Origin of the sequence: Exiguobacterium sp. s149 (genome assembly GCF_018618395.1) — a bacterium.
GTDB classification, from domain to species: Bacteria; Bacillota; Bacilli; order Exiguobacteriales; family Exiguobacteriaceae; genus Exiguobacterium; species Exiguobacterium chiriqhucha.
In genome coordinates this window covers 93,378-106,354 of the sequence record NZ_JACSLZ010000006.1, presented here as the reverse complement: position 1 = coordinate 106,354, position 12,977 = coordinate 93,378, and the positions used below count along the sequence as shown (strand labels likewise).

Annotated in this window: 13 protein-coding genes and 2 tRNA genes; 8 read left to right on the top strand and 7 right to left on the bottom strand. The window is 51.1% G+C overall.

All coding sequences use genetic code 11. The annotated features are described in order from the left end of the window. Positions 1–123 precede the first annotated feature (123 nt). From KNP81_RS10120 to KNP81_RS15465, 3 genes are all read left to right on the top strand, one after another. Positions 124–1,809, top strand: a complete 1,686-nt coding sequence (locus tag KNP81_RS10120; RefSeq protein WP_214719850.1) for a formate--tetrahydrofolate ligase — start codon at positions 124–126, stop codon at positions 1,807–1,809. Positions 1,810–1,831: 22 nt separating this feature from the next. Beyond that, entirely contained in the window at positions 1,832–2,761 is a 930-nt protein-coding gene (locus KNP81_RS10115) for an alpha/beta fold hydrolase (RefSeq protein WP_214719849.1), read from the top strand. A gap of 266 nt (positions 2,762–3,027) precedes the next feature. Then, the gene (locus KNP81_RS15465) at positions 3,028–5,898 is read left to right on the top strand and encodes an SH3 domain-containing protein (protein ID WP_214719848.1); all 2,871 of its coding nucleotides are present in this window, start codon (positions 3,028–3,030) and stop codon (positions 5,896–5,898) included. A gap of 42 nt (positions 5,899–5,940) precedes the next feature. Here KNP81_RS15465 and KNP81_RS10105 read toward each other — a convergent pair whose 3' ends face one another. From KNP81_RS10105 to KNP81_RS10095, 3 genes are read right to left on the bottom strand one after another with little or no spacing between them, the layout of a single operon-like run. Next, complete coding sequence (locus KNP81_RS10105) at positions 5,941–6,354, bottom strand: hypothetical protein (protein WP_214719847.1); 414 nt, start codon at positions 6,352–6,354, stop codon at positions 5,941–5,943. After that, positions 6,351–6,905: a hypothetical protein gene (locus KNP81_RS10100; RefSeq protein WP_214719846.1), complete on the bottom strand. Its 555-nt coding sequence runs from the start codon at positions 6,903–6,905 to the stop codon at positions 6,351–6,353. Before KNP81_RS10100 ends, KNP81_RS10105 begins: the two co-directional genes overlap by 4 nt. Before the next feature lie 2 nt (positions 6,906–6,907). Next, complete coding sequence (locus tag KNP81_RS10095) at positions 6,908–7,267, bottom strand: hypothetical protein (protein ID WP_214719845.1); 360 nt, start codon at positions 7,265–7,267, stop codon at positions 6,908–6,910. A 128-nt stretch (positions 7,268–7,395) separates the two neighbouring features. Here KNP81_RS10095 and KNP81_RS10090 point away from each other — a divergent pair. From KNP81_RS10090 to KNP81_RS10075, 4 genes are all read left to right on the top strand, one after another. Beyond that, positions 7,396–7,469 (top strand) — tRNA-Gly (locus KNP81_RS10090). Positions 7,470–7,485: 16 nt separating this feature from the next. Then, positions 7,486–7,559 (top strand) — tRNA-Gly (locus KNP81_RS10085). 179 nt (positions 7,560–7,738) lie between these two features. After that, the gene (locus tag KNP81_RS10080; protein WP_214719844.1) at positions 7,739–8,539 is read left to right on the top strand and encodes an MBL fold metallo-hydrolase; all 801 of its coding nucleotides are present in this window, start codon (positions 7,739–7,741) and stop codon (positions 8,537–8,539) included. Between the two features lie 397 nt (positions 8,540–8,936). Then, complete coding sequence (locus tag KNP81_RS10075; RefSeq protein WP_016508383.1) at positions 8,937–9,143, top strand: DUF3006 domain-containing protein; 207 nt, start codon at positions 8,937–8,939, stop codon at positions 9,141–9,143. Between the two features lie 41 nt (positions 9,144–9,184). On the opposite strand, the gene KNP81_RS10070 is transcribed toward KNP81_RS10075, so the two are convergent. Continuing rightward, positions 9,185–9,739 carry a TlpA disulfide reductase family protein gene (locus tag KNP81_RS10070; RefSeq protein WP_214719843.1) on the bottom strand — a complete coding sequence of 185 codons (555 nt, stop codon included), beginning with the start codon at positions 9,737–9,739 and terminating at the stop codon, positions 9,185–9,187. A 74-nt stretch (positions 9,740–9,813) separates the two neighbouring features. Between KNP81_RS10070 and KNP81_RS10065 the strand changes: the two genes are divergently transcribed. Then, the gene (locus KNP81_RS10065; RefSeq protein ID WP_251130332.1) at positions 9,814–10,665 is read left to right on the top strand and encodes an aldose 1-epimerase family protein; all 852 of its coding nucleotides are present in this window, start codon (positions 9,814–9,816) and stop codon (positions 10,663–10,665) included. Between the two features lie 34 nt (positions 10,666–10,699). Here KNP81_RS10065 and KNP81_RS10060 read toward each other — a convergent pair whose 3' ends face one another. The 3 genes from KNP81_RS10060 to KNP81_RS10050 all read right to left on the bottom strand — a co-directional run bounded on the left by KNP81_RS10060 (position 10,700) and on the right by KNP81_RS10050 (position 12,971). Further along, complete coding sequence (locus tag KNP81_RS10060; protein ID WP_021065279.1) at positions 10,700–10,918, bottom strand: PspC domain-containing protein; 219 nt, start codon at positions 10,916–10,918, stop codon at positions 10,700–10,702. Between the two features lie 27 nt (positions 10,919–10,945). Beyond that, positions 10,946–11,650, bottom strand: coding sequence for an SDR family oxidoreductase (locus KNP81_RS10055; RefSeq protein WP_214719842.1), 705 nt, complete (start codon positions 11,648–11,650; stop codon positions 10,946–10,948). 79 nt (positions 11,651–11,729) lie between these two features. Beyond that, on the bottom strand, positions 11,730–12,971 hold the full coding sequence (locus KNP81_RS10050) for an LCP family protein (protein WP_214719841.1): 1,242 nt from the start codon (positions 12,969–12,971) through the stop codon (positions 11,730–11,732). Positions 12,972–12,977: the final 6 nt, after the last annotated feature.

Sequence of the window (12,977 nt, the reverse complement as noted above, 5' to 3'; positions counted from 1 at the left end):
ATAAACTCAATGACAACACGAACGAGTCTTCCTGAATGAAGAATTAAACCTTGATTCTAAGTCGATTCACGAATGAAATGAAATAAACCGATTACAATGTTCGAAAGTGGAGGGATTTTATACATGACGACGATTAAACCGTTATCCGACCTAACGATTGCCCAACAAGCCGAGATGTTGCCCGTCAAAGAGATTGCGGAAAAGCTAGGTTTACAAGAAGATGACCTCGACCTATACGGGAAATATAAAGCCAAGTTATCCTTCGACGTCATCGATCGGATGGCGACTCGCGAAGACGGGAAGCTCATTCTCGTCACGGCAATCAATCCGACTCCAGCCGGTGAAGGAAAGTCGACCGTGACCGTCGGGCTCGGCCAAGCGCTCAACCAACTCGACAAACAAGCGATCGTCTGTTTGCGAGAACCGTCGCTCGGGCCGACAATGGGCTTAAAAGGCGGTGCCGCCGGCGGAGGATTCAGCCAAGTGTTGCCGATGGAAGACATCAACCTTCACTTTACAGGCGACATGCACGCTATCACCGCGGCCCACAACACGATTAGCGCCATGCTCGACAATCATCTCCATCAAGGGAACGACCTTGGCATCGATGTCCGGAAAATCGTCTGGAAACGTGTGCTCGACTTGAATGACCGGGCGCTCCGTCACGTGACGATTGGCCTTGGCGGCAGTGCCCATGGCGTACCTCGTGAAGACGGCTTTGATATCACGGTCGCGTCTGAAATCATGGCCATCCTCTGTCTCGCCGATTCGTTGACTGACCTCGAGGCACGCATCAAGCGAATCGTCGTCGCATACGATCGGGACAATGAGCCGATCACGGCCGAACAAATCGGTGCGGCCGGTGCCGCGACACTGCTATTGAAAGAAGCGTTCAAGCCGAACTTGGTGCAAACACTTGAACAGACACCAGCCCTCGTTCATGGTGGTCCGTTCGCCAATATCGCGCACGGATGCAACTCATTGATTGCGACGAAAACCGCGCTCAAGCTCGGTGAATATGTCGTCACCGAAGCTGGTTTCGGAGCCGATCTTGGCGCCGAGAAATTCTGTCATATCAAGTCACGCATCGGAAAATTGAACCCGGACGCCGTCGTTCTCGTGGCGACAGTCCGTGCTTTGAAAATGCATGGCGGTGTCGCCAAAGACCAACTCCACGTCGAGAACGTCGGAGCTGTCGGAAACGGGTTAAAACTTCTCGCCAAACATGTCGAGACGATGGGGAAACTCGGTTTGCCGACCGTCGTCGCCCTCAATCGATTCAATTCGGATACAGCCGAAGAGTTGGCGGCCGTCCTCGATTGGTGTGAAGCGAACCACATTCGAGTGGCGCTCAGTGAAGTGTGGTCGAATGGTGGACAAGGCGGTCGTGCCCTCGCCGAGGCCGTCATCGACACGATTGAGTCGAACGAGAGTTCGTTTACCCCGCTCTATGCGTTAACCGATTCCATCGAACAGAAAATTTTGACGATCGCCCGTGAAGTGTATGGAGCGGCCGACGTCACCTTTACCGCAACCGCGAAAAAACAGATGGCACAAATCGAAGCGAACGGCTGGCAGCACTTGCCGATTTGTATGGCGAAGACGCCGTTCTCGCTCTCGGATGACCCGACGAAACTCGGATACCAACACGGGTTCACCGTGACGGTGCGAGAGTTGAAACCGTCGGTCGGCGCTGGCTTTCTCGTCGCCTTGACAGGTAACGTCTTGACGATGCCGGGTCTGCCGAAACAACCGGCCGCCTTGAATATGGGGATTGATGAGACAGGGAAAGCGATTGGCTTATTCTAATCAAGACAACGGAGGGATCAGGATGGACGTCACGGAACATACGTATGCGGATGGATACCGGACACAACTATTGCACGTCAAGGCCAGACAACCGATTGGAAATTGTTTCATTTTCCATGGGATGCTTGAACATCATCAACGTTATGTCGAATTCGCTGATTTTTTGTCAGAAATTGGTTTTAATGTGTTTCTGTGCGACCTTCGCGGCGCCGGTTTCTTGGCCCGAACCCAGTCCACTTACGCTCATCTATCTCCACACGAAGGATTTGACCAAATGGTCGACGACGCCATCTCGCTCCTCGATCACTATCAAGATGAATTGCCGACCGTCGTCCTCGGCCATAGTTTCGGCTCGTTGCTCGCGCGTCGACTCGGTCAACAGTTAGGTCATCGATTGGCGGGTGTCATCGCCGTCTCCCCGCCCCCGCATTCTGGATTGATCGGACGTGCCGGACTGTATGCGATCGATTTGGCCATTCGGTTCAAAGGGAGCACCCATGAATCCCGTTTATTCGAACGCTTGTTGTTCGGACGATATAACTTGAAATTCTTACCCGCCACGACCGAGAGCGATTGGATTTCTAGTGTCCCCGAGGAAGTGATTGCCTATATGAACGACCCGGACTGTGGTGGGATTCCGACGCTCGGATATTTACACGAGGTAGCAAAAGCGTCACTCGATGTGACCTCTGCCGCCCGGATACAAGAACATCCGAAAACACTACCAATTTTGTTCGTCGTAGGTGCCGATGATCCTGTCGTCCATGACGGAGAAGGACTCTCCGGAATCGTCCGCAAACATCAGGCCGCCGACATCGAATTGACCGTGCTGTCTTATGATCAGGCTCGCCACGAAGTGCTTCGTGAGCGCCAACGCCAAGACATCTGGACGGACATCGGTGACTGGATGCATCAAACGATACGAATCGCAAAAAGAACCTCCATTTCCTAGGAGGTTCTTTTCTTTTACCAAAATCATACAATAGGATTCTAATTCATTTACCTTTTTTTGTAATTTAGATTCTTCTTTCCAATTTTTAAGTGCGCTATACTTAGACCGCACACTAAAAGAATACTCATATTTTGATACGTATTCACCGAAAGGGGTAACACATTGAAGCCAACGATCACACGATTGAGCACGGCCGTCCTCATCTCTAGCACGGTGTTGAGTACGCTTTCCCCGCTCACTCATATGCAGCAACATACGAAGGAACAGTGAATACATCGATTTTAAATGTTCGTTCCGCCACATCTACCACTTCGGATATTGTCGGGAAATTGACCGAAGGCGAAACCGTTCAAGTGTATACGACGAACGACAACTGGGCTCAAATTGAATTCGAAGGCGAAAAGCGCTACGTATCGTCGACTTATTTGACACTCAAATCGACCGTCACGAAAACGGCGACGACCGCCTCGACGACGGCGACGTCTGCTTACAAGGCTGATGCGAACGTCAACTTGCGCTCATCGACATCGACGTCTGCCACCGTCTTGACGACCATCCCGAAAGGCGCGACCGTCACTTATATCTCTTCGCATGGCGCAACCGGTTCATGGATGAAAGCGACGTACGGCAAGTACACCGGTTACGTCGTAGCTCGATACTTTACGCCGTCGGCTCCTGTCGAAACACCATATTACGCGAACAAGACAGCGGTGCTATACAACTCGACCGGTTCGGGCGCGACGAAACTCGCGACGATTCCGGCTGGTGCCAAAGTGACGCATCTCGCCTCACTCGGCGCGACCGGCTCATGGTTTAAAATCCAATATGGCACGAAAATCGGCTACGCTCCATCCCGTAACTTCTCGACGTCACTATTGACTCCAGATACGTCGACGCCTGAAACGACGACGCCTTATTTTTCAATCACAAACGTCGCCCTTTATAACAGTTCGGCCTTAGGCGCGACGAAGATCGCGACCATCCCTTCGGGGGCCCAAGTCGAACAAATCGCAATGGCAGGACTCAGTTCGTCCTGGTTCAAGATTCGTTACAATGGCGTCACCGGCTATGCCGCAGCCCGTAACTTCTCGAAGACGAAGCCGGAAGTCGTCGTACGAACGCCTTATTACGCCGCTCGCGATCTCGTCTTGTATAAATCGTCTGCCTCGGGTGCAGATCGTCTCCGGACCATCCGCGCCGGCAGTAAAGTGACACAAGTATCGGATGCTGGACTCGCGAGCTCATGGTTTAAAATCGAGTATGACGGTGTCACCGGCTATGCCGCAGCTCGCAACTTCTCGACGACACCACCAGAAGTGATTGTCATCAAGCCTTATTACGCGATTCGGAACGTAGCGATGTACAGTTCGTCCGCCTCGGGCGCAACGAAAATCGATACGATTCCATTCGGTGCGAAAATCGAACAAATCTCTCAAAGCGGATTATCGAGCTCATGGTTCAAAGTCCGCTATGACGGGAAAACCGGTTATGCCGCTTCACGTCACTTCTCAGTCGAAAAACCGGAGGTGATTGTCGTGACAGATTACTACACGACGCAACGAGTCGTCCTCTATGACCGGTCGGCATCACCGAAAACAAAAATCGCAGTCATTCCGACAGGGACAAAAGTTCAGCAAATTTCTGAGGCCGGATTGACCAGCTCGTTGTATAAAATCAAGTACGGCTCGCTCACAGGCTATGCGACCGCGAGTTACTTTGCGGACAAACCGCCAGTGCCAGAAGAACAGCTCGAGGCCGAACGTGAAATCGAGGTCGTCGTCGCGAACAACGGGACGCTGAACGTGCGCAATAAAGCAGTTGATGGCGCCGTAATCGGGACGCTCGCGAACGGGACGGTCGTCAAAGTGAAGCCAATCGTCGGTAGCGACTGGGGGGGCATCTCATATCTCGTCAACGGCTCGCTCGTGAAAGGGTACATCTCCCTCACGTATACGAAACCGTACACACCGCCTGTCGCCGGCAGTAAGGAAATGGTCATCACCGAAACGGCCTATCCATACACGCTCGCATCGATGGTGACGACGCAACGCAACGTGTTCGCCCAGTCGGACGCCTTCCGGGCTGCGAACGCCTATGTACCGAAAGCGTATATCACTCGCGCGACACCGACCGCCACGACCGGAACGATTAACTCGACAGAACTATTCACGACCGCATTTCAAAATTTGAAGGCGACCGCGTCATCCGCCTCGGCCAACTTGGCCGGGTTGTCGACGAATACGAAACTCGAGTACCTAGGCACACAAAAAGTCGGCTCGACGACGTGGTTTAAAGTGAAGTCAGGTCTATTGACGGGGTATGTCAACGCTTCCTTCGTCGTTGGAAATGTCAATGTCTTCAAAGACGCCTCGTTGACGGCGCATTCGTTCGGTGTGCTCAACCCGGGCGAAACGGTGACCATCACCGGTGAGCTCGGCCAATATTATACAATCAGCTATTACCGACCGAGCGGATACCATATTCGTGTCTATGACCAAACTTGGCGTCGGGCTACGGATGAAGAAATCACACGTCACGTGTCGCCGTCTTCATTCGCCACGACGTCACGGGAATATTTCCAATTCCTCGACTTGTCGAAGAGTGCCGATTTGACAGCGCCGGTGTTGAATAAGTCGCTCGTCGGCAAAGGGATTTTAGCCGGCCGTGGCCAAGCGTTCATCGATGCGGCCCGCACGCACAAAGTCAATGAGATTTATCTGTTGTCACATGCATTGATCGAGACCGGACACGGTACTTCGGCACTCGCGACCGGAATCCTCGTCTCAAGCGTCGACGGCAAGCCCGTCACACCGAAGACCGTCTACAACATGTACGGCATCGGTGCGATTGATGGGAACGCCAATGCCAAAGGGGCCGAGCACGCCTATAAAGAAGGCTGGTTCACACCGGAAGCCGCCATCATCGGCGGTGCCAAATTTATCAGTGAAAAGTATATTCACAACTCTAATCGCAATCAAAACACTGTCTATAAGATGCGGTTCAATCCGAACAATCCTGGTACGTACCAATACGCCACGGATATCGCTTGGGCGACGAAACAGACCACTAACATTTACAACATGTACCAACAGCTCGAATCCTATACACTTTACTTCGACGTTCCAAAATTCCAGTAAGACACAAAGAGACACGCAGCCGACGATGGCGCGTGTCTCTTGTTATGTCCATTCGATTGAGTCGACGATTGCTTCAATCTCTACTTTCTCATTCGTCACTTCATCGGTGACGTACGTCAAAAATAAAAGTCGTTTCCCGTCTGTAAGTGACCAGACGTCAAGATGCATCCCATCTTCGATTCCGCTCGCATAGGCCGTCGTCATACCACCTGCGTCTGTCGTGACACTCGGTGCGACTTTGACGTCAATCGGGAACTCGCCTAAAAACGTGTTCAACTCTTGGAGAGCCGCGTCGCTCGGCGCTTGTGCTTCCTCGGCTTCATAGATGGACATCTGAAGCGTCCCTTGGGCGTCGGCTTCTACCGAATAAAAGCTGACATGGTCTTCTTCTTCATTGTATTCAAAGTGTTCTGGGTAGGATAGACGGATCCAACCGTCAATCTCGTATTCCTTCATGCTGTTTGCTCCTTCGTCTTCTTAAATGCTAGACCTGTCACCATCTTCGCTTGGAGCGCATATTTGAGGCGCTCGGTCACGTAAAGACGTTGACTGTTTTGGTCTTGGGCAATCATGTGCCCGAATAAGTTCAATCGTACGGTTTGATGTGATAAAAAATAGAGTCGGTCCGGGTCTAACGGTCGATATTCGCCTGAATCTTCGAGATGCTCAATTTCGAAGCGACGCAATACGTTGAGTGCGCAATATTGATCCGTCTTCCCAGTGCTCGTGTGCAACTCGACTCGAACAAACTGAATATCGTATGGGCATAGATTCATAAAAATTGGACCGATTCGTTCATGGATGAGCAACACCCCCATATCCGTCTCAATCAAATCGGGGAGTGCCTGCTTGTCTTGTGAGATGCTCAAGACGACATAAGGACGTTCAGTCGGTGCGAGCAATTCCCCTTTAAAAAAGCGGAATCGTTGGATGCCGGTCAATACACGGGCCCGCCAGGCACTGCCCCGGGCTTCCGCTTCAATCCGATATAGCCTTTCTCGACTCACGACTACTCCCCCTTCAATTGTTTGAGCGATGCGACGAATCGTTCCCACTCTTGGTCGTCACAGACGACCTTACTTTCAATTCCCCATTCTTCCTCGATCTTCAAACGTACTTCGTTCGTCTCGAGATGACGCGTGAGCTGTAGCGGCCCGATTTGAACGGTCAGCGGTTCGACGATGAACTCGTTCGTCGCCGGGCCGACCCATTTCAAACGTTCCGTTCGAAGAATCACTTGCCAGTCCGACTCGTGGCGAATCGAGAACGTCCATTGACGGAGCTTCGTCTCCTGGTCGATTTGTTTGGCTTGTTTCATCATCCGAAACCCTTCGCTCATCATCCGTAAATAGGATTTACGCTCACTCATGCCCCATCCACTCCTCTCCTCTATTATCTTAGCAAGACAACCTAGCCGCAACAACCAATGTTTTTTCAAAAAAGGGTTTGCAAAGCTAAAATCCTGTGCTATTATATTACCGTAACGTTAAGCGTTTCGCGGGTGTAGTTTAATGGTAAAACCTCAGCCTTCCAAGCTGATGACGAGAGTTCGATTCTCTTCACCCGCTCCATTTTAAAATTTCATATGCGGGTGTAGTTTAATGGTAAAACCTCAGCCTTCCAAGCTGATGACGAGAGTTCGATTCTCTTCACCCGCTCCAATTACCGACATATACGCGAGAATTTGCTCGCACACATAACCGCACGGTGTCCCGTGCACCAAGCAGAACGTCATTCGACGTTCTGCTTTTTTGTTTTTCAGCATAATAGCACCGATTTCGACAACGCTTAAATGACGGTAATTCGGGAAAAGGATGGGAGATAAAAAGGAGGGATTCCTGTGATTCAAGTACGTCTTCAACCGTTCACCGTCTACGAGAGTGCTTTGATGCGCACGACTTCAACATTGATTGAAACGAACGAGAGCTTGATTGTGATCGATCCGACCTGGTTGCCCGAAGAAATCGCCACGATTCGCCGGGATGTCGAATTGCGACGCCAGGGGAAAAAGCTGTATGTCATCTATACGCATCAGCACTACGACCATATCATCGGAGCTTATGCATTTCCTGATGCCACCGTCATCGCGTCTCAAGCGTTCGTCGAGACGGATGCGAGTTCTCAGCTCGATGAGATTCAATCGTTCTACGAACAGTATTACATCGATCGTCCCATCATCAAACCTGCTGTTGATATTATGATTTCGGAAGATGGTACCCTCGCCCTCGGTTCTACGCCCATCACGTTCCTATTGACGCCTGGTCATGAGTCGACCCACATGTCTTTAATCATCGAACCGTTACGTCTGCTCGTATGTGGCGATTATGCCTCCAACATCGAGCCGCCGTTCATCGAACACGATGCCGAGGCATATTTGACGTCGTTGCAGAAACTCCAAGCAGCCATTTACGAGTATGAGATTCGGTGGCTCATTCCTGGCCACGGCGACTTGTGTGACGACCGAAGCAAAATGATGGAGCGACTGAGCGCCGCCGAAGAATATATTCTCGCCTTGCCAGAAGAACGCGTCTGGTCTCCGCATTGGCCCGAACACGCTTTCTTCCAGCGCGTCCATGAACGTAATCGGAAGCACGTCGAGCAAAAAGCAAAAGATCGCGAGTCGCGGCAACAAGATTATTGACGCAAAAAAATCGCAACGTCTCCCCAAGACGTTGCGATCCCCCCCTATTATGTAGACCTATTTCTTTGTGACGCGTTCTGAACGGACCGTGAACATACGGTCAATCCCATAAATGGTCACGCCGGTGACAGCGAGCAATCCAATCATAGCTGATGAAAACATTGACCATACCCCCATTGTTCACAAATTCGTCATAATCACCCCGTGCCTTCATTATAGAAGAAAACAAATCAAAAAGAAAGCGTTTTCTTCTAACTTTCTTCACAATTTTGTCACGCTTCTGTTTTTACTTTCGCTTGTCTAGCCTTGCGCAAATATGTGTAGGTTTTGTGGAATGTGGGAATACACTCTATAAGAATAAAAGAGACAGAAAGCTGTTCGTTGAGGAGGAAGAGGCATGATCAAGTACGGCACGTTGGTGCGGGTCGAAGGGAAGTATGCCGTGTTACGTTGGAACAACGGCTCGAGCTTTATCCCAAGACGATTCTTGCCATCAGAAGCACGTGTTGGCGATACCATCATTCGAGATAACCACCATTACTATCTCGAAGAAGACATGACACCCAATTTCGATGCGCTGATTAAACAACATTATAAAAAGTAGACAAAGACAGACCGGTTTCTTTCCAGTCTGTCTTTGTCCGTTCATTTCGTTCGGTCATGCAGCCAGTCGAAATCGACCGGTCCGACTTGTTTGGCCGTGATGATGCCGTCTGGCCCAATTAAGTAGGTGGTCGGGAGCGCGACGACACGATACGTCTTCTCCACCGTCCCCGTCTCGTCCAATAGGATTGGGAAACTGACCGGCACTTCCTGTAAAAACGCATCGACGTCTCGTTTACCGAGCCGCTCGTTTTTCGTCGCATTCACCCCGAGCACAGGGATGCCTGTATCTTCGCCGAATTCAATCAACTCTGGCAACTCTTCCCGACACGGTGGACACCACGTCGCCCAAAAGTTCAGGATGACTTGTTGCCCTTCATAGTCGGCGAGGGACACCGACTGCCCTTCCGTCGTCTCGAGCTCGAACTGTGGCGCCCGCTGTCCGACTTCAAGACCGCCGAGCACGCCGTCGTCCGTGGCGACTTCGACCGTCAGCTCACTCGCTTGGCTCGTCTTGTACTCGTCGTAACCTTTATAAGCCAATCCTCCAATGAGGCCGGCCATGATGAGACTGATTGCTAGTTTATGAAATCGCATGATTTACCCCTTGTTCTGTGGACTGTTCACTCCTAAACTTAACTTATCACATCATTCAAAGGAGAGTAACTATCTTGCAACTTCACAATGAGAAAGTTAGCCTCACCCTAAAAGCGCACGGCGCCGAAATGACAAGTTGGAAAGTCGAAGGAACGGAGCTCCTTTGGCAAGGCGACCCGACGTATTGGGGGCGGCAAGCCCCAATCCTATTCCCTTTCGTCGGAAGGATGCTTGACGACCGCTACTTATATGAAGGACTGACATACACGATGAGCCAACACGGATTTGCACGAGACGAACTGTTCGAGGTCGCCGAGGCTTCGGACACACACGTCCGGTTCATTCTTCGTGATTCGATCGAGACCCGTAAACACTATCCGTTCTCATTCGAACTGAACGTCATCTATCGCTTGATCGGCGAAGAGTTGAATGTGACGTACCACGTTTTCAATCGGGATGATGTCGTACTCCCATTCAGCATCGGCGGACATCCGGCCTTCAACATTCCGTTTGCCGGGGGCACGTTCGAAGACTATACGATTGACTTTGGGGAGACACGAACACTCGACCGTCTCTTGCTCGAAGGACCTTACTTGACGGGTGCTTATCAACCGCTTGGGGAACGTCGTTATATCCCGTTGACGCATCATTTGTTCGACCAGGACGCCCTTATCTTTGAACAAATCGAATACGCGGCGCTCCGGCATCAGCCGAGCGGCCGGGCCATCGTCATGGAATCCCCCCAGTTCACCCACTTCGGCATCTGGTCACCTCCACATTCCGACGCCCCGTTCGCCTGTCTCGAGCCGTGGTTCGGACATGCCGACTATAAAGGGCACCGGAAAGACATCCTCCATAAGGAAGACATGCAACTGCTCGAACCAGGCGAGTCGTTCGAAGCGACTTACACCTTGTATATGGAATAAAAAACGTGCTGACCGCTATGGTCAGCACGTTTTGTTAAAAGCGACTGTCTTGCTCCGCCTCATACTCTGAAGGCGGTTTTTTCATGACGATGGCGAGGACGATATAAATCAGAAGACCTGGACCTCCAAATAGGGCGAGAACGACGAAGATGATTCGCATCAATGTCACATCGACACCTAAGTAGTTCCCGAGTCCCGAACAAACACCAGCAATCATTTGATTCGACGGATCTTTATACAGTTTTCGTTCCATCAAGACACCTTCTCCTCCAGTTTTTCGTTAACGCTGTGGTCGACGGAGCGTCGTTCTGCCACCTGTCGCCACTTCTCCACGACTGTCAAAATCGAGTGCTTCATTGATTGGGGTACTGCCGGATTTCACTTCGATCCGACGGCCATACAACCCACGATTATCGAGCGAAGCGGTGATGATCGTCGCGACATCCGTTTCGGAAATGGTCGCACCATCCGCATCACTCAAGTCCTCTGATGCTTCGATTGAACCTTTACCCGGTTCATCGACAATGGTCACTGGGCAAATAATCGTATAGTTCAAACCGCTCTGTTCGATATACTCCTCAGCGGCATTGTTAGCTGACAGAAAGTTGAAGAGTTCTTTCGGTGCAGCGTTCGGTTGATCGGCGCCATAGGCACTGAGTAAGATGACATGACGTACTCGTTCCTTCTTGGCGGCATCGATGGCATTCATCGCAACGTTTCGGTCAAGTAGTTCAATTTCAGCGATCGAACCATCCGCGCCGGCAGTTGCCGCGATAATAACGGCATCTTGTCCGTTTGTCGCCTCATGTACTTTTTTCTCGAGTTCTGTCTCGACATCAACCGTCAATACGCGTGCACCCATTTTCTCGTACTCTGCTTGTAGTTCAGGATAACGAATTAAAGCGGTCACTTGATGGGTTTTCGCCAGGTTTTTCAATACACGTTTCCCGATCTCTCCTGTTGCTCCAATGACTAAAACTTTCATTCAAATTTCCCTCCTCAAAAGAGTAGTTCATTTGATTAAATTTCCTCTTTCGGAACGGAATCAAACCCTTTTCGCGAAATTATCTCACCGTTCCCCACATCGTCAAGTCGAGGGCGTCACGAATGGCTTGAACACTCGCTTCGGTCGGTTGATAGTAATAGACGTTATCGATGTAGGCGTCTTCTCCTTCGATTTGAAGTTTATCCACCTGCGGCTGTAATACCATCGTCATTCCGATCGATGCCATCTGCAACGGATTCATTTCGAGTCCCATCTCGTCTTTCATGAAACGATACGTCGCCGGGATTTTTGTCCAGCCTGTTGGACTGGCCAATTTATCGGCGACGGCTGACATGACCTCGGTCTGTCGATTCGATCGCGCCCCATCCGTATCTGTTTTCCGATGACGAGCATAGGCGAGCGCCATATCTCCGTCCATGGCGTACGAGACACCTTCCGTGTATTCATACGTCTGATTGAAGCCTTTCTCACTGAACGAGTGGGTCGCCGTCACGTTGACGCCGCCAACCAAATCAATCAGTTCCATGAACGTTTCGAACGTGATGACGACTTGACCGTCGACAGACGCTTCGGTCAATCCCTCTACCGCTCCAACGGTACAGTCAGCACCGCCATAGGCGAAGGCATGGGTGATTTTATCGCCTTCTCGCTCTGGTTCACAAGGAATCGCCGTATACGTGTCACGTGGAATCGAGACGTTTTGGACAGTGCGGGAACGCGGCACGAATTCCATCAGCTGTAACGAGTCGGTCCGTGATCCTGATAACGATTCTCCGACCCGGGCATCACTGCCCATGACGAGGAACGTGACCGGACGTGTCGCCATATAGCCGGCCCCAATCATCAAGAGCAACAGAACGAGAAGCAATTTCCCTTTCCATTTGCGACGGCGTGGTTTTTCCTTCGGAGCGGCCGTCTCCCGTTTGACGTGCGTCCGTTCCGGCTCTCGTGTTTTCTGTCTAGGCTCACGTCGTTCATCTCGGCGCGGCTTCGACTTACGCTTCTTACCGAAGGGAAGACTTAGTTTCGGTTTTTTGACGTTGAGCGATTTTTTCTTTCGTTCCGACGAGGGTTCGTCCGAACGATTTAAAAACGGATGCTCGCCTTGTCCTGGATCTGTCGGCCGATTCGAATCATTGTTTAACTTGTCTGCTTCATGCCCTTGGTGCTGATGCGTCTCGTGTCGAGCCTCTTCATCTAGTCGAGCTTGTTCGTCTAGCCGGGCTTGTTCGGTTAATCGTTCGCGTTCAAGCTCCCGTTTCCGTCGTTCGACACGTGATAAGTGTTGATCGTCATTCATGTGCTG